The organism is Paraclostridium bifermentans (genome assembly GCF_019916025.1).
GTDB lineage: Bacteria > Bacillota > Clostridia > Peptostreptococcales > Peptostreptococcaceae > Paraclostridium > Paraclostridium bifermentans.
This window is the reverse complement of record NZ_CP079737.1, coordinates 1,554,818-1,576,864: the sequence shown is the minus strand read 5'-3', so window position 1 is coordinate 1,576,864 and position 22,047 is coordinate 1,554,818. Positions and strand designations below refer to the sequence as shown.

At 26.5% G+C, this 22,047-nt stretch carries 17 protein-coding genes and 2 riboswitches; of the genes, 1 reads left to right on the top strand and 16 read right to left on the bottom strand.

All coding sequences use genetic code 11. From position 1 onward, the window contains the following. Positions 1-4: 4 nt before the first annotated feature. From KXZ80_RS07400 to add, 8 genes are all read right to left on the bottom strand, one after another. Entirely contained in the window at positions 5-3,226 is a 3,222-nt protein-coding gene (locus tag KXZ80_RS07400; RefSeq protein ID WP_021432839.1) for an ABC transporter permease, read from the bottom strand. Between the two features lie 2 nt (positions 3,227-3,228). Continuing rightward, positions 3,229-3,933, bottom strand: a complete 705-nt coding sequence (locus KXZ80_RS07395; protein ID WP_021432838.1) for an ABC transporter ATP-binding protein — start codon at positions 3,931-3,933, stop codon at positions 3,229-3,231. Positions 3,934-3,999: 66 nt separating this feature from the next. Next, positions 4,000-4,200 carry a hypothetical protein gene (locus tag KXZ80_RS07390; protein ID WP_021430992.1) on the bottom strand — a complete coding sequence of 67 codons (201 nt, stop codon included), beginning with the start codon at positions 4,198-4,200 and terminating at the stop codon, positions 4,000-4,002. A gap of 149 nt (positions 4,201-4,349) precedes the next feature. Continuing rightward, on the bottom strand, positions 4,350-6,089 hold the full coding sequence (locus tag KXZ80_RS07385; RefSeq protein ID WP_021432837.1) for a Na+/H+ antiporter NhaC family protein: 1,740 nt from the start codon (positions 6,087-6,089) through the stop codon (positions 4,350-4,352). Positions 6,090-6,221: 132 nt separating this feature from the next. After that, positions 6,222-6,396, bottom strand: a riboswitch (Lysine riboswitch). 93 nt (positions 6,397-6,489) lie between these two features. Beyond that, positions 6,490-7,680 (bottom strand): pentapeptide repeat-containing protein, encoded by a 1,191-nt coding sequence (locus KXZ80_RS07380; protein ID WP_021432836.1) that lies wholly within the window; start codon positions 7,678-7,680, stop codon positions 6,490-6,492. Positions 7,681-7,926: 246 nt separating this feature from the next. After that, positions 7,927-8,568, bottom strand: coding sequence for a lactate utilization protein (locus KXZ80_RS07375; RefSeq protein WP_021432835.1), 642 nt, complete (start codon positions 8,566-8,568; stop codon positions 7,927-7,929). 2 nt (positions 8,569-8,570) lie between these two features. Next, positions 8,571-9,437: a YihY/virulence factor BrkB family protein gene (locus tag KXZ80_RS07370; RefSeq protein WP_021432834.1), complete on the bottom strand. Its 867-nt coding sequence runs from the start codon at positions 9,435-9,437 to the stop codon at positions 8,571-8,573. Positions 9,438-9,529: 92 nt separating this feature from the next. Beyond that, complete coding sequence (gene add, locus KXZ80_RS07365) at positions 9,530-10,525, bottom strand: adenosine deaminase (protein WP_021432833.1); 996 nt, start codon at positions 10,523-10,525, stop codon at positions 9,530-9,532. Between the two features lie 92 nt (positions 10,526-10,617). After that, positions 10,618-10,718: riboswitch (purine riboswitch) on the bottom strand. 348 nt (positions 10,719-11,066) lie between these two features. Between add and KXZ80_RS07360 the strand changes: the two genes are divergently transcribed. After that, entirely contained in the window at positions 11,067-11,675 is a 609-nt protein-coding gene (locus tag KXZ80_RS07360; RefSeq protein WP_021432832.1) for a YitT family protein, read from the top strand. Between the two features lie 80 nt (positions 11,676-11,755). On the opposite strand, the gene KXZ80_RS17745 is transcribed toward KXZ80_RS07360, so the two are convergent. From KXZ80_RS17745 to KXZ80_RS07325, 8 genes are all read right to left on the bottom strand, one after another. Continuing rightward, positions 11,756-11,887, bottom strand: a complete 132-nt coding sequence (locus KXZ80_RS17745; RefSeq protein WP_021430567.1) for a hypothetical protein — start codon at positions 11,885-11,887, stop codon at positions 11,756-11,758. Between the two features lie 136 nt (positions 11,888-12,023). Further along, positions 12,024-14,459, bottom strand: a complete 2,436-nt coding sequence (recQ, locus tag KXZ80_RS07355; RefSeq protein ID WP_021432831.1) for a DNA helicase RecQ — start codon at positions 14,457-14,459, stop codon at positions 12,024-12,026. Between the two features lie 118 nt (positions 14,460-14,577). After that, positions 14,578-14,778 carry a cold-shock protein CspD gene (gene cspD, locus KXZ80_RS07350; RefSeq protein ID WP_021430592.1) on the bottom strand — a complete coding sequence of 67 codons (201 nt, stop codon included), beginning with the start codon at positions 14,776-14,778 and terminating at the stop codon, positions 14,578-14,580. Between the two features lie 122 nt (positions 14,779-14,900). Further along, positions 14,901-18,131: an SNF2-related protein gene (locus KXZ80_RS07345; RefSeq protein ID WP_021432830.1), complete on the bottom strand. Its 3,231-nt coding sequence runs from the start codon at positions 18,129-18,131 to the stop codon at positions 14,901-14,903. 157 nt (positions 18,132-18,288) lie between these two features. After that, on the bottom strand, positions 18,289-19,044 hold the full coding sequence (locus KXZ80_RS07340) for an alpha/beta hydrolase (RefSeq protein WP_021432829.1): 756 nt from the start codon (positions 19,042-19,044) through the stop codon (positions 18,289-18,291). 136 nt (positions 19,045-19,180) lie between these two features. Next, a complete protein-coding gene (locus KXZ80_RS07335) occupies positions 19,181-19,714 on the bottom strand; it encodes an ECF transporter S component (protein ID WP_021432828.1) in 534 nt (177 codons plus the stop codon). A 13-nt stretch (positions 19,715-19,727) separates the two neighbouring features. Then, the gene (locus KXZ80_RS07330; RefSeq protein ID WP_021432827.1) at positions 19,728-20,870 is read right to left on the bottom strand and encodes a pyridoxal-phosphate-dependent aminotransferase family protein; all 1,143 of its coding nucleotides are present in this window, start codon (positions 20,868-20,870) and stop codon (positions 19,728-19,730) included. A 283-nt stretch (positions 20,871-21,153) separates the two neighbouring features. Next, positions 21,154-22,044 carry a fascin domain-containing protein gene (locus KXZ80_RS07325; protein ID WP_021432826.1) on the bottom strand — a complete coding sequence of 297 codons (891 nt, stop codon included), beginning with the start codon at positions 22,042-22,044 and terminating at the stop codon, positions 21,154-21,156. Positions 22,045-22,047 lie beyond the last annotated feature (3 nt).

Sequence of the window (22,047 nt, the reverse complement as noted above, 5' to 3'; positions counted from 1 at the left end):
TATATTAATCTACAGATTTTAAAGATTCAACCATTTTAACTTTCTTTAGTTTAAAGTACATACAAAGATTTACTAATGTAGCAAATATAAATGTAAGCAATCCAGATAATATAAAACTTATAGATTTTATTTCCCTACCAAACATAACGAATTCAAGTTCAGCAGTAGTCATGATAAATCTATGTAAAAATACACCTAAAATCAATCCTAGAATTGTTCCTATTATAGTTAAAATTATATTTTCTCTAAATACATATGAAGATACTTCATTATCATAAAATCCTAAGACCTTTATAGTTGCTATTTCCCTTATTCTCTCGCTTATATTAACATTTGTAAGATTATACAAAACAATAAATGCGAGAGCTCCTGCAGATACTATTATAAGTATAACCACACTATTTAAATTAGTTATCATATCAGAAAAAGAACTTTTTGCACTTGTATTAAATGTAGCTGAGTTTATATTATCTAAATTCATCATATCTTTGCCTAATTTCTCTTGAGAAATACCATTTTTTGTGTTAACTAATACTTCATTAAAACTAACAGTCTCATTAAAGGTGCTTTTATACAATTTAGGACTCATATATATATAATGACCTACATAGTTTTCCACTACTCCAGAAACATTTACTTTAAACTCTTTATTATCTTCATTTTTTAAAATTATTGAATCTCCAACTTTAACTTTTAATAATTTAGCTAATTTTTCAGTTATTAAAATTCCATCATTATTTAAAGTATACTTTTCATTACTTACCCTATTTTTTAAGTTTATAAATTTATTTATCTCATTAATATTTTCAGGAACTATAATATTTGCATCTTTCTCTATCGAATTATTGACAACCTTATAACTTTTATTTTTTATATTTAAATAATTATTTATTCGATCATCATTATCTATAATTTTTTCTTCTTTATTTTTAGAGTTATTATAAACATCTTTACCATAGTTTAAAGTTAAATTGTATTTTATTATCTGACCATACTGGTTGTCTACTATTGATGATATAGAATCTTTTATACCAAATCCAGTTAATAAAAGAGCACTGCATCCAGCTATTCCTATTACAGTCATAAAAAATCTTTTCTTGTACCTAAATATATTTCTACATGTTACCTTTTGTGTAAAGTTTAATCTATTCCAAAGGAAACTTATTCTTTCAAGTAATATTCTTTTTCCTTCCTTAGGAGCTTTAGGTCTCATAAGTATAGATGGAACTTCTTTTAACTCTTTATAGCAAGAATATACTGAAGCTAATGTAGTTGTTAAAACTGCTATTAATGTAGATAATATAATTAATTTTACACTAAAGACTAGGGTAACTTTAGGAAGCGTATATGTCATGCTAGCATACGCATTATATATGACAGAAGGGAATACAGTAAGTCCTATTAAATTACCTAAGAGGCTTCCCAAAACGCTCGCTAATAATGAATATAGTATGTATTTTAACATTATAGCTCCAGTACCATATCCTAAAGCTTTCATAGTTCCAATATTTATTCTTTGTTCATCAACCATTCTAGTCATAGTAGTTAAACAAATTAAAGCTGCTAATGAAAAGAAAAACACAGGGAATATTTTAGAAATAGACTCTATACTATTAGCAGAGTTTTTGTAATCAACAAACCCATAGTTGGTATTTCTATCTAAAATATACCACTTACCATTTTTTATATCTTTAATTTTTTTCTCTTCTCTATCAATTTCATCCTGAGCTTTTTGCAACTTAGCTTCTACTTCTTTTTTATTTTTCAAATATTGAGCTTGTCCGCTTTCAAGTTCTTTTTTGCCTTGTTCTAGTTTATATCTAGCATTTTTAAATTCTGATTCAGCTTCTTTTTTCTTTGTGTCAAGATTATTGTTTTGACTATTTATTAATTCTTTGTTTTTTTCTATATCCGTTTTGGCTAATGTCAATTTATTTTGAGTATCGTTAAAAACTTGTTCTTGTTTTGTTATCTCTTCTCTTGCCTGCGATAAAGCCATCTCAGATACTTCAAGTTTTTGTTTGCTTTTTTCTAAAATAAATTCAAGTTCTTTTCTCTTTTCTTCATCTAAGTATTCATTAGATAAAACTTGTTCTATACTAGCTATGTAATCTTTTAATTTATTAACTTCATCTTCTTGTTCTTTTAATTTATCCTTAGATTTGTTTATTTCTTGCTGAGCAGAGTCTTTACTTGTATTAAAAGCATTTATTTGTTTATTTAATTCAATTTCGCTTAAACTTAATTTTTCAGAAGCTGAACTTATTGCTTTCTGTGCAGAAGAAATTTCACTTTTAACTTGGTTTTCTTTTTTATCAAGGTCCTGTTCACTATTTTTTATTTTAGACCTGGAGTTTTCAATTTTAGTTTTAGCTTTGTCAAGCTCATTATAAGCATTAGTTTTTTCTTCTTGTAACTTTGACTTGCCTTCAGATAATTTTTCATTAGCATCATTGATTATTTCTTTATATCTTAAATTAGCTCGATCTTTTCCAAGATCAACTAATTTGTCTTCTATGTTTTGAACTTTGTTTTCATATTCTTTTGAATAAGAATTTAAATCTTTTACTCCATCTACAGTTATATAACTCTCTGTGTAGTTGTTTAGTTTAAATTCATTATTTAAAACCATCATAAAACTATTTAAAGTTCCACTACCTATATTACTACTCCCTTTTGCTCTTGCTATATAGTATGGAGTCTCTACTTTACCAACAACTTTATATTCATTGTGTTTTAAGGTTCTACTTAAATCTTCGTTATTATCTCCATAAATTTTTATAGTACTTCCCAACGGTATATCCTGAGAGTTTTCAATTAAGCATTCACCATCTGATTTTGGATATCTACCTTCAGTTATGTTTATTTTATTTATATATTCACGATTACTTTTTTCTGGCAATCCATGAACTTTTAAAACTAATTGATTTGTACCTATGCTAGTTAAAACTTCTTTTGAATATGTAGGATATACCTTAGAAACTCCGTCTACCTTAGAAATTGAATTAATATCTTTATCCGTTAATCCTAAAGTTGAAACTACAGTTAAGTCCATTAAATTATTTTGGTCATAATACTTGTCTGCCGTAACTTCCATTACAGGAGATGCAACTTTTATTCCCGTAAAAAAAGAAACCCCTAAAGTTATTATTGCAAAAACAGATAAAAATCTACCTTTAGATTTTTTTATCTCCCTAAAAGTGTCTTTAAATAAAGGATTTCTCATATTTACCACTCTATCCTTTCTATAGGAATAGGAGCTTCATTTTTTTCTACTTTGTGCACCTTACCATTTCTTACAGTAATTACTTTATCTCCCATAGGAGCTATTGCCATGTTATGTGTAATTATTATAACAGTAACACCAAGTGTTTTATTCGTATCTTGGAGTACTTTAAGAATTGATTTACCTGTATTGTAATCTAGCGCACCAGTTGGCTCATCACATAAAAGTAATTTAGGATTTTTAGCAAGAGCTCTAGCTATAGCAACTCTTTGCTGTTCTCCTCCAGATAATTGCGATGGAAAATTGTCTTTTCTATGATTAAGTCCTACTGATTCTATAACTTGCTTGGGGTTTAAAGGGTTCTTGCAAATTTGAGTAGCTAATTCTACATTTTCTATTGCAGTTAAGTTTTGAACTAAATTATAAAATTGGAATACAAATCCTATATCGTGTCTTCTATATTTTGTTAATTCTTTTTCACTATAATTACTTATATTTTTCGAATCAACAAGTACAGTTCCATCTGTTGATGAATCCATACCTCCTAGTATGTTTAGTATGGTGCTTTTTCCTGCTCCACTAGCACCTACAATTATTACGAGTTCACCTTTATCAATTGAAAAATTCACACCATCTAATGCATTTATTTCAACTTCACCCATAGTATAGGTCTTTTTTACATTTTCAAATTTTATGTAGTTTTTCATATCATCTCCTCCTGTTTCTTATAGTCATTATACACTATTTGAGATGATAACTAAATCTAATTTAAACTAATCTTTCTTTTGATTTGGCATTTCTAAAGCTGTAGATTTTCCAAAGTAATATCCTACAACCATACTAAAGATAGGCATAAATTCAGATGGTTTTATACTTCCTATTATACTTAAGTAGCAAAATACAATAGTTAGACATATCGCTATCATTTTCCTTACACTTGAAAAAACGTCTTTTAAAATATCTGTAAACTTCATACACTTCCCCCCTTAGTATAGTTTATTATATTAATTGATGTATATACCTATCAATACAAACAAAAAACTATCCTTTGAGTTTAAATTAGATAAAATAGAATCCATCAAATTTAACTTTTCAGATAGTTTTTTATTATATGATTAATTTTTTAGATTAAAGTTTCTTTTATTTCGCAAACCTCATATTCATCTGCTTTTTTCCCAAATAGTTGTACTCCTATAAAAATAGCTAATATCGAAATAGGTATAACTATATATATTGATATTCCTAGACCTGCAGGTATATATCCAAATAATACAGTTATGCTTGCTACAAATAGAGCATATGGCATTTGCGTTTTTACATGGTCTATATGATTACATCCAGCTCCCATAGATGATAAGATAGTTGTGTCTGATATAGGTGAACAATGATCACCAAATATAGCACCCGTAAGCACAGCACTTGTAGATATTACTATAAATGATATTTCTGGATTTATAGAGTGTGCAAGAGGAATCGCAAGTGGCATTAGTATCCCCATAGTTCCATAAGCTGTCCCTGTTGAAAAAGATATTATTGAGCCTAGTATAAATATTACGCTAGGTAGTAAAAATGCTGGCATAGATCCTGACAGTAATGTAACTAGAAATTTAGCTGTCCCCAAATCTTTTATTACTGAGCTTAACGACCATGCCAAAATTAAAATAACAGCTGTCATTAACAAACTTTTCATACCATCTATCCAAATTTCTATAGCTTCAGACACTTTAAATATTTTTTTAGAAACAGCCATTAAAATAGCGACTATACTTGAAATAATAGCTGATTGGAATAGTACTACTGATGCATCTGCTGAGCTAAATGCTTCTTTTATAGCTAAAAATGACCATGGTGATTTAAACATTAAATTTTGAAGTTCAATATTATCCCCATTAACTATTGATGTGTATCCACTATAATAAAAAAATATTAATGATGTAACTATAAGAGTTCCAATAGGAATAATTGCATTCCATATACTCAGTTTCACTCCAACTTTAGGTTCTAACTCTGATTGAATTGAATCGTTATGTTTTGTATCTAAGTTATTAAAATCAGATTGTTTCGCTTTAATCTCAGCTTTTCTCATAGGACCAAAATCCTTAGCTAAAACAATAGTTATAATTACAAATGCTAAGATTAATATATTATAAAATCTATAGGGAATAGTTTGTAAGAATATCCCAAAAGCATCATTATTTAGCCCAATACCTGAAAAAGCATCATTTATAAGTCCAACTTCTAATCCTATCCATGTAGATATTATTGCAAGTCCTGCAATAGGTGCAGCTGTTGCATCAATTATAAAAGCAAGTCTTTCTCTAGAAATATTCATTTTGTCGCTTACTGGTCTCATAATAGGCCCTACTATCAATGAATTTGCATAATCATCAAAGAATACTAAAAGTCCCAAAAACCATGTTATAATTTGAGTTCCTTTTGAACTTTTAGCTTTGTCCGCTAAGCTTATTGCTATTGCTTTAGCTCCTCCCATTTTTGCTACTAAATGAATAACCCCTCCAATAGCTAGAACTTGGAGTATTATACCTGCATTCCATGGGTCTGCAAGTGAATTAAGCGCTCTATATATAAAATCTATGAAGCTTTGGGGTAAAGCTAAAATAAAATTAGTACTATTTAAACTAAGTAAAAAGCTTCCAGATAATATACCTATAAATAAGGATATTACAACATTTTTAGTAATAAATGCTAAAAGTATAGATACTAGTGGTGGAATCAATGTTAAAAATTTAAATTTACTTGCGTTTTGAAATGCTATATCCGTTTCTTGTGCAAATGAAATAGGTGTTAATAAAACTACTAAAACTAAAGTTAATAAAACTACAAAATATTTTTTGTTTCTCATAAAAATCCTCCCTAAATTTAGCTTTAGTGAATGCAAAGGGTAATAAATACTTAGGGCTTTAAATAAGAAAAAGCCTTGAGTATACACTCAAGGCTTTTTATATTATGCAAAATCTGCACAATATTAACTTCCTTAAATGATAGCTCAACACAAATATAATTTGTGACAGTGATGTATATATTCTATACACCCCCAGCATATAACCTTAAAGCATCAGTTATAAACTTCGGCGATAATTCCTTTCCTAGTAAATCTATGTGCTTAACTCATTACTAGTACTTATAAGTACCGCGCCTCTACCTTTTTTATTCACTTTTTATATTAAGTAAATTATATATATATTATTGTAAATAATCAACTGTTTTTTCAATATTTTCTAAATTTTCATTATTTTTAAAACTTATCTAACAACTTTTCTAGTTAAAGTTCCTATTCCTAATCCCATCATTATAACCCCGATTAGTACTTCTAGATTTGTTAATATATAACTAATTTCTGTCGGTTTGCAATTTATAGTCCCTACTCCTCCAAATGATCCTATACTTAAACTTAGTGTTTCATTTAGGTCTTTTAAAAATTTAGATATAGATAAATTTTTTATAGTGCTCATATTATATATAATAGTTTTATCGTCTATCTCTACGCCTAAAAATAAATATAAAATTGCAAATATAAACATAATAACTAGTGATGAATATACTGCAAATTCAGGTCTCTCACCGTACCCACAAGTAAGCCAGTATAAATATGATTCTATCTTAGGTATTATTTTTAAAGTTTTTCTTTGAGTATTTTTACACAAATAATAATATTCTCCAAAGTTATTATTTAAAGAGTTCTCTTTAAATTTATCAGCTAAGGTTTCATATGTCATATAAAGACCTTCATATTCGTCCCTAGTTTTAAACTTAACAGGTAATTTATCAAAGAAGCTTTTTTCATCTAGTTTAGTTTGAAATTTATCTCTGAACTCTAAATCTTTAATATATGTTGAAATAGTTTTGGCACCACATAAGTCACAATCAGCAAAAATTATCATATCCAAATAACTATCTATAATTATAATATTGTCCATTGCACTTTGTTCAAAATTACTTGTATTCAATTTACATTTTTCAAAAATAGCAAAAGATAGTATACAATTTAAAAATTTCGAATAAATATCACAGTTTATAAAATGACATGATAAATTGTCATACTTATTTAAAGATGGCTTACTTTGGCTTTCTTCTTTAAAAAAACTACAATTTTCAAAACTCACTCCTCCATCTTCAAATTTGCAATTTTCAAATATACAGCCCACAAATCTACATTCTTTAAAATTTAAGTTTCTGAATGTACATCCAATAAACTTTGTACATATAATATCTTTATTTTCTATTGTAGAAAATTTATCTTCATCTAAAATTCCTTGTTTGCCAAACATTTCTTCATTAAAAACTTTAAAACTGTACTGTTTGCAAGGATTATATGTTTCAGGTAAAATTTTATGCCTTAATATGCTATCAAATAAGTTTTTATTGTTTATCTTCCTTTTATGTAACTGATTTTTAGTTACATAAACTTCTTCTTTAAAATTTATATATCCCATTAGAATATGATTTTGCCCTTATTCTTTATTAGGTTGTATACCCTGAATATTTTTTATTTGATAAGCATATAAAAAGTTTTTTATTATCATATAAATACCTCCATAGAAGACTATTATTTACTTATTGTCTCTTATTTGATTACATAATATTCCTACAGTTAAAATTAAACACAAAAAAGCCATATCAATCCTGATTCAAAGGCTTTAATATGGCTTCTTGTTTAAATATTTAGTTTTATTTAATGATTAATATCCAAAATTCTCATCTATAAAAATAACATGTATTCTTCCTTGAGATCTTTGTCTTTTTATCAAAGTATATTCACAGCATATTCTATCGCTACTTTTACAGTCCATGCAATAACCAGAAGCTTTGCAAGGTGTTTTAGTATCTAATCTTTTAGCGTTCGCAGGAGCAGAAAACTGTTCATTTCTTTCTATAGCAGCATCTACATCTTTAACAATTTTATTTTTCCCACATATAACAATAACTTTGTCTGGACCATATAACATTGCGGCTACTCTATTTCCATTTCCATCAACATTGTAAAGTTCTCCATTTTCTGTTATAGCATTCGTGCTTGTAAAATATGCATCTGCAAAAAATGATTTTCTATATATGTCTTTCATATCATTAGGCTTAAGGCCCTCTTTATATCTGTCAAGAAAATCATATCTTCCTTTTCTTAAATAATCTATTACTCCTGTTTCGAATAAAGTCTGTGAACCGCCACATGCAACTAAAGAGTTCTCTTCTACTAACTCATCTATTTTTTTTATTAAATCTTCTTTAGATTTTACTAGGTATCCATTCATATTGTTACTTTCTAACGCCTTAATAGTTCTTTCAATTTGTTTCTCACAAACCCACTGTAAATTTTTATCCATATTTATATATCCCTTCTATTAAAATTTTTACCCCTATAGTATATAAGAGCATTTATTTCACATCCTAATAACATAATCCAACTACTTAAATAAAACCAAGTAAGAAGAGCTATAATACCCCCTATACTTCCATATATAACTTGATAATTTGAAAAGTTATTTGTATAAAAAGAAAATACAACTGAAACTAATATCCATCCAAATATAGATAAAATAGCCCCTGGCATTGCCTCTATTAAATTTATCTTTTTATTAGGCCCATACCTAAATAAAGAACTAACTATCCATATAGTTATTGCTATTACAAAAGAGTATCTAAATAAATTCCATGTTGGCATAAACAGTTTACTAAGACCTAAAAATTTAAATATTATATATCCAACCTTTTCTCCATATAATAAAAATACCATAGATGAAATTATTAATACTATGAGTTCTACTGTAAAATAAAATGATATAAGTATTAGTTTGAAAAAAGATCTAGTTTCCTTTAAATTATATGATTTGTTTATGCCCTTTATAAATACTCTAACTGCACGAGATGAACTCCATAAAGTAAAGATAAAACTGAATACAGTTAAGCTTATACTTTTATCACTTATTGCAGAGTTTATTATAGATTCAATCATAGCAAATGCACTATTGGGAATCAAATCATTAAATGAATTTAAAAACTTATTAATATGAATTATCGGTATATAACTTAATAAGTTTATCATAAATATCAAAAAAGGAAATATAGAAAGCAATAGGTAATAAGACATAGCTGCAGCTCTTGAATTAACGTCATTTATGTTTACTTTTTTATAAATAACATTATTTTGGACATTGCTTTTTATATTATTTATATTATTTATAAGATCAACCACCTTTCACTCCTATAATATAATATCACATTATATTATATATCAAAAAATAAAAGTATTGCTAGTTTTTAGCAATACTTTTATTTTTTGATATATTATTTTATATAATTTCTTAATTTATTTTTTATATTTTCATCTGCAAAAGAAGCTTCAACACTATTTAAATAAATTGTTTTATAGTCATCTTCACTCATTTCAAAGTTATTAAATATTATGGTATATTCATTAGTTAAATCAATATCTGAAACTGTTCTATTGTCAGTATTTAAAGATACTTTTATTCCATCTTTATGGAAATTATTTAACGGATAATTTTCTATGTTTTTTATAGCTTTAGTTTGTAAGTTACTTGTAGGGCACATTTCTAAAGTAACATTATTTTCTTTAACAATATTATAAGCTTTTTCACAATCTTTTATAAACACTCCATGACCTATTCTTTCAGCTTTTAAAAGTGTGATGGCATCATATACATTTTCTCCTATTCCAGTCTCACCAGCATGTATAGTCACTCTATATCCATAGCTTCTAGCTAAAGCAATAGGCTCTTCAAACTTTTCGCAAAATTGTTCATTTTCACTTGAGCATAAATCGACGGCTACAACTCCATTGTTTAAATATTCTTTTCCAGCTTCTATTACATCATAACTACTTTCAACACTCATAGTTCTCATACATGATAATATTAAATTGCCTTTAATATCATACATTGATTCAGCTTTTTTTATTCCTTTTAAAACACTTTCTATAACTTGTTTTGTATTTAAGCCTTTATTTATATGAAGTAATGGTGCAAATCTTATTTCGATATAAACTATGTTTTCTTTTGACGCATCCTCCATAAGTTCAAAAGCAATTCTTTCTAAACTATCTTCATCTTGCATTATAAGTCCTGGCAATTCAAATCTTTTTAAATATTCATCTAATGACTTACAGTCCTTAGGCGCAACCATCATATTTTTTATTTCTACGATATTTTTTGAAGGTATATCTATATTCTTCATGCAAGCTAATTCTATTATAGTGCTCGGTCTTACGCTCCCATCTAAATGACAATGTAATTCTATTTTTGGTAATTTTTCAAAATTCATATATCTATCTCCCTTTATATATATTTGTTTTTATTATTTATTTTATATATTAAATCTGTAAAAATGTAAAAAAATCCTGATTACAAAGAAAATACATTAAGCATTTTCTTTGTAATCAGGATTTTTTCGGAACCTGGTAGAAACTCCCAAACCATATTATTGGGATTATACAAAGTGAATTTTTATATTGTTAATGATTATATCATAAAGTTTAATAATGTCAATTATTTTTTCAAATAAATATAAAAATAGATATTGTTAGTTTAGTTTTACTAAATAAAACAAAAATTAATATAAACTAAAGATTAGGAAAACTAAACTTAATAACAATTAATATAAATTTTTTGTTTTTTATATGTAGCTAAACCTATTGAAATTACTTATTTACATTTAGATTTTTCAAAAACCCAAAAAAACTTCACAAAAATCATTGCAAATTTGCTTTTTTTTTCGTATAATATTTAGTTTGCTTTTTTGCTGTATACAAATTTGTATTTATTATATATAATGTTATTAAATACAAGAAAAAGGAAGGGATATTATGGCCAGGCGGCGATCTGTAGAACAAATTCTACTAGTACTGATAGGTTCTATTATACTATCATTTGGAGTTTATAATTTTAATTTTCAAAACAACATTACGGAAGGTGGAGTGTTAGGATTTTTACTACTGTTAAAAAATTTATTTAACATTAGACTTTCATTAGCAAATCTTATCATAGACTGTGCTCTACTATTAGTAGGATACAAGTTTTTTGGTAAAAAATTCATTAAGTATTCGTTAATAGCAACGATTAGCTTCTCTTTATCATTCAGCTTTTTTGAAAGCATAGGTCCAGTTATACCTAAATTTGATAACTTAATACTGGGAAGTATAATTGCCGGTGTTTTTGTTGGTTTAGGATCTGGTTTAGTTGTTAGAGCAGGAGGTGCAGCTGGTGGAGACGATGCTTTAGCATTAGTAATTTCTAAGACTACATCTTTAAAAATTGGTAAAGTTTATATGATAAGTGACTTTTTTATATTGGGTTTATCATTAATATATTTATCATTTTCTCAAATAGCTGTATCTTTAATTGCGGTCAGCGTAAGTGGAAAGGTTATAGACTTTGTATACTCATACAAAAACAAAGACATTGTAAGAGTTTAATTATAAAAGGGATATAAGATTATATTAATATAATCTTATATCCCTTTAAAATTAAAAAATACTATGATTATTTCATAGTATTATCTTTTATTTTCAAATATAGTTTTTGTAGTATCTAAATCCTTACCTACACATCTTTGACTGTTTATTCTCTCTAAAGCAAGTATTTGCTTTGAAAACCCATTGAATACTTCTGATAATTTTTTTAACATAATTAAAATCCCCTTTCATATTTTACATATTGTATACAATATACTGTATATGATTTCCGATACAAAGTCAAGTATTTTTACAATAAAAATAAAAAAGAAATGTTAAAATTTAAATTTTTAACATTTCTTTTTTGTTTTACATAAGATTATAATATTTTTTTAATATTACAGCTCTTATAGATTCATATTTTATATTGTCAGGCAATTTTTTCTTTATAAGACTAATCTTGTCTATTCCTTCTTCTTCACATATTCTTAATATATGTTCTTCATCTTCTTCAGTATAATATTTTTCTAAATTTACCTTGAAATCTATTTCAGATCCATTCTTTATCATATCTGTTACATAACCTAATATAGTAGAAATAGAGACCTCTATTTCATTGGATATGTATTCCAATGCTTTACTTTCTCTTAGCATATCTAATGCTATTTCTTCATTAGTTCTACTATCTCCATCTATTATAACTTTCAATCTGTTTTTTTCTTTCCAAATTTCAGATATATTATTTTCTTCTGTGTACCTATTAACGATGTCTAAAAATACATGTCCATATTTTTTTACTTTTACAGGACCAAACCCACTTATATCATTTAGTTGCTCTTCATTTGATGGATACCTTCCACTAATTTCTTTTAATGAATTTTTAGATATTATCATAGTTGGCAATACACCTTCATTTTTAGCAAGTTCACTTCTTTTTATATATAATTTTTCATAAAGTTCTTTATCTGTTTTAATATCTATAAAGTTAAGTTTTTCATCTTGTGAGCTTATAAAGTCACCCTGTATTTTTATATTATTTTCTTCAACATATTTGATTATTGCACTTTTAAATGTTTCTCCATATTTCTCATATTTTATATTTCCGACACCTGGAATTTTTAGCATACTTTCTTTTGTTATAGGATATTTACTAGACATAACTTTTAAAGTTCCATCTCCAAATATCATATAAGGAGCTATATTTTCTTCTTTTGATATATTATATCTAATTTGCTTTAGTGTATCATATAGTTCATTTGATATTTCTAAGTTTTTAGATACTTTGCTTTCTTTAAATTCTACCTTAATATCTCCCTTTAGGGTTTTCATTGAGTTTTCATTTAATTTTATGGTTGGGTAAGTTCCATCTATAGAATCTATAAAACCATGAGATATAAGTGTATTTATAAAAGTTTTTAAATCATTCGATGAGTAATGTTTCATTATTCCGTAAGTAGATAATTCATCAAATCCAAATTGTAATACTTTTTTGTTTTTAGATCCTCTAAGCACATCTATAATCATAGTTATTCCAAAACTTCTTTTCATTCTAGCTATACATGAAATAACCTTTTGAGCATCTAAAGTTTTGTCAACTAAGCTTCCATTATCTAAACAATTACTACAGTTTCCACATTCCTCTTTAAAATCTTCTCCAAAGTAATTTATAATACTTTTTCTATAACAATCATTACTATATACTAAATCTGACATATCTCTTAATTTCTTATATTGAATGTTTTTTCTATTTGGGTTTTCTGTACCAATTTCAATTAAATATTTTTGTATATGTACATCTCCAGGCGTAAATAAAAGTACACATTCACTTTTTTCACCATCTCTACCAGCTCTACCGATTTCTTGATAGTAATTCTCTATACTCTGTGGCATGTTATAATGTATCACATATCGTATATTAGGTTTGTCTATTCCCATTCCAAATGCATTGGTAGCAACCATAACACTTACGTCATCTTTTATAAAACTTTCTTGATTTAATTTTCTTTCCTCAGCTCCAAGTCCTGCATGATACCTAGATACATTGTACCCTCTTTTATTTAATCCTTCATATATCTTATCTACTTCTTTTCTGGTTGCCGCATATATAATTCCACTTTCAGATTTATGATTATTAATATACTCTAATAGATACTTATTTTTATTTGAAGCTTTTTCTATAGTTATAGTTAAATTTTCTCTGTCAAAACCAGTTATAAATAATTTAGGGTTATTAAGTTCTAATAATTTTATAATATCGTTTCTTACTTCCACTGACGCTGTCGCTGTAAATGCAGTAATTATAGGCCTTTTTTCTAAGTTATTTATGAATTGAGATATTTTTCTGTAGCTAGTTCTAAAATCATGTCCCCATTGAGATACGCAGTGAGCTTCGTCTATAGCTATTTGGCTTACTTCTTTAGATTTTATTAAATTTGAAAATTCATATGAATCTAATCTCTCTGGTGCTATATATATAATTTTATATTTATCATCATCTATATTTTTTATTATATTTGAAAGTTCCATTGTAGATAAAGAACTATTTATAAAAGTCGCATCTATTCCCATTGTCTTTAACGAATCTACTTGGTCTTTCATAAGAGATATAAGAGGAGATATAACTATCGTTAGACCATTTAAAATAAGAGATGGTATTTGATAGCATATAGATTTTCCTCCTCCAGTTGGCATGATCGCTAGAATATCATTTCCTTTTATAATTTCGTTTATTATATCTTCTTGACCTTTTCTAAATTCTGGATATCCGTAATATTTAGATAGTACATCTAAAGGCTTTATATTCATCTATCTTCTCCTTTAAAATACTTATTGTTGTAAAATATACTTTTTTCTTAAAACAAGAAAACTCCTTAAGTATGCATAAGCATACTTAAGGAGTGTTATATACTATATTATATATAAATTATGCTAAAGTAACATTAGCAGCTTGAGGTCCTCTAGCACCTTCAACTATTTCAAAGTTAACAGCTTGACCTTCTTCTAATGATTTGAATCCATCTTTTTGTATAGCTGAGAAATGTACGAATACGTCATCTCCACCTTCTACAGATATAAATCCAAATCCTTTTTCATTGTTAAACCATTTTACTGTTCCTTGTTTCATTATGGAATCCTCCTAAAAATTAAAGCACAATCTTTCAGTACTTCTTTACTATTTGTGTTAATAATATCATATATATTTATCAATTACAAGCGTTTTACCAAATAAATATTTAAAATATTCATTTAATTAGTAATTAGATTAATTAGCTCTTCCTTAGATAACATCTTTATAAAACTCTCATTTTTTAAGTCTTCACTTATAATTTTTTGTATAAGCTCCTTCTTATCTTCTTGTAGTTTTATTATGTTTTCCTCAATACTTCCTTTAGAAATAAGTTTTATAACTTCAACAACATTTTTTTGACCGTATCTATGAGCTCTATCTGTTGCCTGACTCTCTATAGCTGGATTCCACCAAGGATCAAAATGTATAACTACATCTGCAGACGTAAGATTCAATCCTGTTCCTCCTGCTTTTAATGATATTAAAAATACTCTTACATCTTCACTCTTATTAAATTCATCAACTAATTCAACACGTTGTTTAGGATTAGTTTGACCATCTAAATAAAAATAATTTATATTTTCATTTTGAAGTTCTTTTCCTATATTCTTTAATACAGATGTAAATTGAGAAAAAATTAATATTTTGTGATTATTTTCAATATTCTCACTAACTATTTCATTTAAAACATTAATTTTACCACTTTCACCATTGTAATTATCTATTTTTATAGATGGATCTAAGCAAAGTTGTCTTAGTGTTGTTAGGTATGATAAGATAGTTATCTTATCTTTATTAAAATCTGCATCTTTCATTTTCTCTTTTATATCATCTACATATGTTTTATATACTTTCTTTTGATCTTCTGTCATCTCAACAAAGAAATTAGTTTCAATTTTATCAGGAAGTTGAGATAAAACTTCCTTCTTTAGTCTTCTTAACATAAATGGCTGTATTTGCTTTTTAAGTTCTACTATATTATCAGTAGTTTTTAAAAACTTCTCTTGGAATTTATTTTTAGAATATAAATATCCTGGCATAATAAAATCAAATATAGACCACAATTCTAATAAATTATTTTCAATCGGAGTTCCTGTAAGCGCAAATCTAACAGAAGCTTTTACTTGTTTTACAGCTTCAGAATTTTGAGAATATGGATTTTTTATATTCTGAGCTTCATCTATTATACAGTAATCAAACTCTATATTTTCCAATTCACTAAAATCATTCTTTAAAATAGTATATGTTGTCAATATAACATCATTTTCATCTATATTTTTCAACATTTCCTTACGCTCTGATTTGCTCCCATGTAAAACCAATATATTTAAATTTGGTGCAAAAGTTTCAAATTCATTCTTCCAGTTATATATAAGTGATGTAGGTGCAACTACAATGCTTTTTTTATTTTTTTGTGAAAGTAAAAAAGCTATAGTCTGTATAGTTTTACCTAATCCCATTTCATCTGCTAGTATTCCTCCAAATTTTAAATGACTTAAAGTTTTAAACCATTTAAACCCTTGAACCTGATATTCTCTAAGACTTGCATTTAACTCTTTAGGTACTAAAACGTCCATATTATTTATAGTTTCAAAACTGGTTGATATCTCATCTATTTTATCCATTCCACTGATAAAAGAAATTTCATTTTCATCTATTAGGTTTTTTAAGTATATGGAACTTGCACTTCCTAAGCTATATGAAACCTCATTGCTATCTTCATCAATTTGTTCATCACTATCTATGGAAATGTGCCTATCCTTTATATCATCCACTAATTCAAGGAATTTAACCATTTGATCTTCTTCAAGATTTATATAGCTTCCATTTCCTAACTTATAATATTTTCGTTTATTTCTTAATGCTTCTAGTATATTTTCTATTTCATGTTTTTCTATATCATCTATATTAAATGTAAATTCTAAGTAATTTTGTTTATTTAAGTTAAAGTTAGCTTTTATATCACTGCCTTTATACACTTTTACTTTTTTCAATTTATCTGAATAATAAATTTCACCAATATTATTTAAATCAAAAATCTTTTCTTTAAAAAATTCATATAATTCATCAGGTGATAACTTACACAATAATTTATCTCCAGATCTTTCAAATCCATAAGAACATACAGTATCCTCTATTTCATTTTCTTTTTTAAAGTTTCTAATAACATATCCGTTTTTCTTATTTTCAGTTTCATCAGTATATACATAATCTATAAAACAAGAAATATTATTTTTCATTTTATCGAAGTAAAATTTAACATCTAAATTATTACGTATTTGACTTTCTAAGCTTTCATCAAAAGATATGTTTTTAGAAGCTCTTTTTAATACAGGAAGCACTCCATTGAATAGGCTATCTGCAACATCTTTCTTAAATGTTATACTACCATTTTTAGTAAATAAATTATGAAATGGAACATAATTATAACATTGCTTGTCTGATATAAGATATATTTCACTTTCTAACAATACGACATCACCTTTAGCATTTAAAAGTGATATATCTTTACTATTAGAGCTTAGTACAAGCTTATTCCCATCTTCATTTATATGAAAAGATATATCTATGTCATTATTTTTTATATATGTTTTATATACTTTATCATCATAATTAAATATTATTTCTTTATTTCTTATATTTCTCAAAAAGTTTTTTAATCCACTTTCCAATATATTTAAGTATTTTCCATCTATAAGGCTTATATCTACTTTAGAATCTTTGTATAAAGTTTGATCTATATTTATATATGCTTCTACAAAATTTATAATAGACTCATCCTCTATAGAAAAATAATCAGAAACAGGGTTATACTCAAAATCTTTACCGTATTTTATAGATATACGTTCTCTTCTAGAATATATAAATTCAGGAATGCTTTTTAATACATACATCTTATCTATTCCTATTTTAAAACTCACTTGGTAGTAATTACCTATATTAGAGTTTTGCTTTGTTAAAGTCATTTCCAAATTTACTTTTCTATTTTGTGATAGTTTTTCATTTGCTATTTTTATAATTTGAGTGGATGGATCTAGCTCTTCTTCCTTTTTCTTTCTATCTATTTTTTGTTGTTTTATTTTTCTTTGTAACATATCTATATAAACAAGAAAAGCAGCTATATTATGTTTGCATATAAAATTCTTATTTTCATTTTCATTATTTACAAAGTCTATACAATTACATCTTGCACTTATAATTTCTTTTTTCTTCAAATCTATTTCAAGTGTCGTATAATGTATTTCATTTGAGAAATCTGCACCTATTATTCCATCAATTGTTAAAACTCCATTTTTTGTTTGAGGTGTCACTTGATCTACAATTCCTTTTTTATAATAAGTATATCCCCTCGCCCACATCGATTTTTGTGTACTTTCTCTTACCATGTCTATTAATTCTTTAAGTTGCAATTTTCTCACCTCTCATTTTTTGAACATCTTTTTATTATATCATATTTAAAATTATAATTTGATAAAATTAAATTTTTAATTTAAATTTTATCAAATTAATTTCATTAAAATAAAAAAGAATACTATGCTAAAAGTAACTTTAGTATAGTACTCTTTTTTATATGTTAAAAATTTCATCATTTTTAATTTCTATAAAATCTATTATCCGCTTAAAAACTTCTTCTTTTTTAGGTCCTAAGGTTAGACTATGAGTTGCATCATCAATCCAGTATAATTTTTTATAGTTACTATGTATCCCATTATATAACGCATATGCACCCTCTTTTTTAACTTGAGAGTCGTTTTTATCTTGAAGAATTAATGTATCTGAATCTATATTTCTTAAGCAACTACTCGCTGCTCTTGATGCAAGATGCAATTGATGAACTGCATGTAATGGAAAAACATTATAATGCAATCTATATTTATCACAATCATCAGTTTTTTTTGAATTAGATGTATCCCAACCAGTATATTTTTTAAAATATTTTAATACCCCTGTATATTTGACTAATCTATTATTAGGCTTAATAGCACATGCTAATAATATTAATTTATCAATATGATAATTAGATGCTAAAATAAGTGCTAAAAGTCCTCCCATAGAATGTCCAATTACAATCACTTTTTCACATTCAAATAATAATTCTTCATATGCACTTTCAACATCATTGTACCAATCTATATAAGATACTTTTAGTAATTCATCATGAGTCGTTCCATGACCACTTAAAAGAATAGAATTTACTGTATAACCTTCATCGTTTAAAACTTTAGCTAAAGGATACATTTCTGCTGGTGTACTTGTAAATCCATGTATTAATAAACACCCTATATTATTCCCATTAAATTTATACGATTTTTTTAAATCCAATGTACCACTTCTCCCTTATAACAACAACTTTAATATCGATTTCCTACTTCATTAAAATTATACCATTTATTGGTATATCTTACAATTTTAATATAACTAAAAAAGACTATATCATTTCGATATAATCTTTTTATTACTATTTAATATATCGTTTTAAAACTTTAGATATAGGAATTCCAATTATCATTCCAACAACTATCTGAGTTATATTTCCTGGTATAGACCCTATCGGCTGAATATAATTTCCATACAATATGCATTCTGTTATATAGTATCCTATTACCATCCACACTCCAGAAACGCTTATTGCTATTATATTTGTTATTACGCTATTACCTTGCTTGTTTTTAGACCATGCTATACTCCCAATTATATATCCCATTACTCCTCGTATAATAAATGTAAATGGTGCCCATATAGCCCATTCTGACAATAAGTCAAATAAAGCCATTCCAAATGCTCCTGCACATGCCCCTTTTTTATTTCCAAACACTATTGCTGATATAAATAGCATAGTATTCCCTAAATGTACTAATCCTCCATTCGATGCTATAGGAAGCCTTATGTTAATAAACCTAGTTGCTATAAATACTAAAGCTATAAGTAAAGATGTTTCAACTATATCTTTCGTTTTAAATTTTTGTTTATTTTTAGTAGTTACAGATTGCATCTAAATTCTCCTTTTATTCATAGTACTTATTAAATAAATTTACTAAACATCCGTTTCCTTTAAAGCCTAAATTACTTAAACTTTTATCTAAAATATTTAAAACATATATTATTTTTTCTAATCTTGCATTTTCACCCATATGTCCTAACCTTAATAAAGAATTTTTATATCCTCCTAATGAAGTACCTATAACTACGTTATATTTATTTAGAATATAATTTACTAGATTTAGTGCACCTATTTCTTTTGGTATTTTCACAGCTGTTACAGTGTTAGAAAAACCTGATTCGAGAAATAATTCTAATCCATATTCTAATAATGCTTTCCTAGTTGCTTCAGCTATTTTTGCATGTCTATTTATAACATTTTCAATATTCTCTTCCATTATATTATCCACAGCTTTTCTTAAACTTAATATATCACTTATAGGCATTGTATATGGAAAGTGTTTATCTTTATAATAATTATCCCATATACTTAAATTGCAATAAAATCCAATTATATTGGTCTTTCTATTTTTAATTAAGCTTTTAGCTTCTTTACTTAAACTTACTATTGTTAATCCAGGTTGAGCTGATAAAGCTTTTTGTGATCCACCAAGAGCAATATCAATTTTCCATTCATCAACTAAAAGCTTTTCTCCAAACATAGCTGCAACTGAATCTACAACAGTAAGGATATTATATTTTTTAAGAAGTGGACATATTACTCCCAAATCATTTAAAACCCCGGTTGGAGTATCACAATGCACTATTGTTGCAAATTTAAAATTATTATCTTCTTCTAAGAATTTTTTAAGCTCATCTATATTTATGCTATTTTTATAACTTTGACTAAAAATAACTGCCTCTCCACCATACATACTTACAAAATCTTTAAATCCATTACCAAATATCCCATTATCTATAACTAAAACTCTATCTCCTTTTTCAATTAAAGAAGCACAGGCTGCCTCAAGTCCAAGTATGCCTTCTCCACCTAACAAATACACATCATTTTTTGTTTTTATAACACTTCCTATAGTATCGCAAGTTTCTTTATAAAATTCTACAAAGTCTAAATCAATATCTGGATTTGTAGTTTTTATAGATCTAGCTTGTCTTACATTTTCGCTTACATTAGTAGGTCCTGGTGTATATACTATTTTATTATTCATAGTGAAAATATCCCCCTTTTGATTTAAATCTATGTTTTGATTGTATATTATAAAAAACAATAACGATACAATTTTTACAAAATTTTAAAGTTTTTCTAATTTGTACCCATACAATATTAGACATAAAAAAATAGATGCATCATGCATCTATTTTTTTTAGGGTTAATGTTTTTTGTTTTTAGGGTTGTATTATTACTTATTTGGGAGGTATATCCTATATTTAAATAATAATGTACTTTTATGAATTTAGTATGAACTTAATATGAATAATTATAAAATTTATTTAATTGCCAGGTCTAACAGATTTATAAATATTGAATTTGCTACTTTCTGTTATTTCTTTTGAATCTGCAACTAAATATTTATCCGTATCCCTAACTCTCACAATGTTTCCATCTATAGTTTTCAAAACTTTCGAAAGATCTCCTATGTTTTCTCCTCTAAATATTGAAGCTTCTTCCATTTTTTTCGTATCAGCTATTAATACGCCACCTTCTCCTACCCTTACATAATATCCTTTTTGAGTTTGTATAATAGCATTACCATCTAAAAACTGCAAAATATTAAATTCCTCATTATCAGTTTGATTAAACTCGGTTGCAGATAAATATGAACCCCCTCCATCTATTGCTGTAACAAACCTCTCTTCTGATACAGAAATCATTACTATATCAGTGTACTCTATTTTAGTTACTTCTTTGATTTTAAAAGATGTTCTTTCGTTTTGAATTAAATCGTTAGCTACTAAATATCCATTAGTTTCTACTTTTACATAGTATCCACCATCTGATTTTAATGCTACCTCTTTATCATTTATAGGCATTAAAGTAAATATTGTTGCATTTTCCTTTTCTTGAACCGATGCAAATAAAAAATCATTTTTAGAATCTATTTTAATATAATATCCTTCTTGAGTTTGAATTAAAACATTACCATTATCTATATCTTGTAAAATAAATCTATCTGATAATTGACTATCTTCCTTATTAGCTATCAACCTATCATCTTCTCCATTTACAGATACATAATTTTCATTGAAGGTTGATTTTATAGTTACTAATTTATTTCTTTTATCATTTAAATCCCTTTTTGCTTTTTCATACGTAGTTTTACTTATAATTCCTTGTTTATATAAATACTTAAAATACATCAAATGTATATTATTATCCTTCATTAT

Bases quoted from the DNA above. Each gene is read 5' to 3' on its own strand.
- KXZ80_RS07400 (WP_021432839.1), bottom strand. From the start codon at position 3,226: ATGAGAAATCCTTTATTTAAAGACACTTTTAGGGAGATAAAAAAATCT.
- KXZ80_RS07395 (WP_021432838.1), bottom strand. From the start codon at position 3,933: ATGAAAAACTACATAAAATTTGAAAATGTAAAAAAGACCTATACTATG.
- KXZ80_RS07390 (WP_021430992.1), bottom strand. From the start codon at position 4,200: ATGAAGTTTACAGATATTTTAAAAGACGTTTTTTCAAGTGTAAGGAAA.
- KXZ80_RS07385 (WP_021432837.1), bottom strand. From the start codon at position 6,089: ATGAGAAACAAAAAATATTTTGTAGTTTTATTAACTTTAGTTTTAGTA.
- KXZ80_RS07380 (WP_021432836.1), bottom strand. From the start codon at position 7,680: ATGGGATATATAAATTTTAAAGAAGAAGTTTATGTAACTAAAAATCAG.
- KXZ80_RS07375 (WP_021432835.1), bottom strand. From the start codon at position 8,568: ATGGATAAAAATTTACAGTGGGTTTGTGAGAAACAAATTGAAAGAACT.
- add (WP_021432833.1), bottom strand. From the start codon at position 10,525: ATGAATTTTGAAAAATTACCAAAAATAGAATTACATTGTCATTTAGAT.
- KXZ80_RS07360 (WP_021432832.1), top strand. From the start codon at position 11,067: ATGGCCAGGCGGCGATCTGTAGAACAAATTCTACTAGTACTGATAGGT.
- KXZ80_RS17745 (WP_021430567.1), bottom strand. From the start codon at position 11,887: ATGTTAAAAAAATTATCAGAAGTATTCAATGGGTTTTCAAAGCAAATA.
- recQ (WP_021432831.1), bottom strand. From the start codon at position 14,459: ATGAATATAAAGCCTTTAGATGTACTATCTAAATATTACGGATATCCA.
- cspD (WP_021430592.1), bottom strand. From the start codon at position 14,778: ATGAAACAAGGAACAGTAAAATGGTTTAACAATGAAAAAGGATTTGGA.
- KXZ80_RS07335 (WP_021432828.1), bottom strand. From the start codon at position 19,714: ATGCAATCTGTAACTACTAAAAATAAACAAAAATTTAAAACGAAAGAT.
- KXZ80_RS07330 (WP_021432827.1), bottom strand. From the start codon at position 20,870: ATGAATAATAAAATAGTATATACACCAGGACCTACTAATGTAAGCGAA.
- KXZ80_RS07325 (WP_021432826.1), bottom strand. From the start codon at position 22,044: ATGAAGGATAATAATATACATTTGATGTATTTTAAGTATTTATATAAA.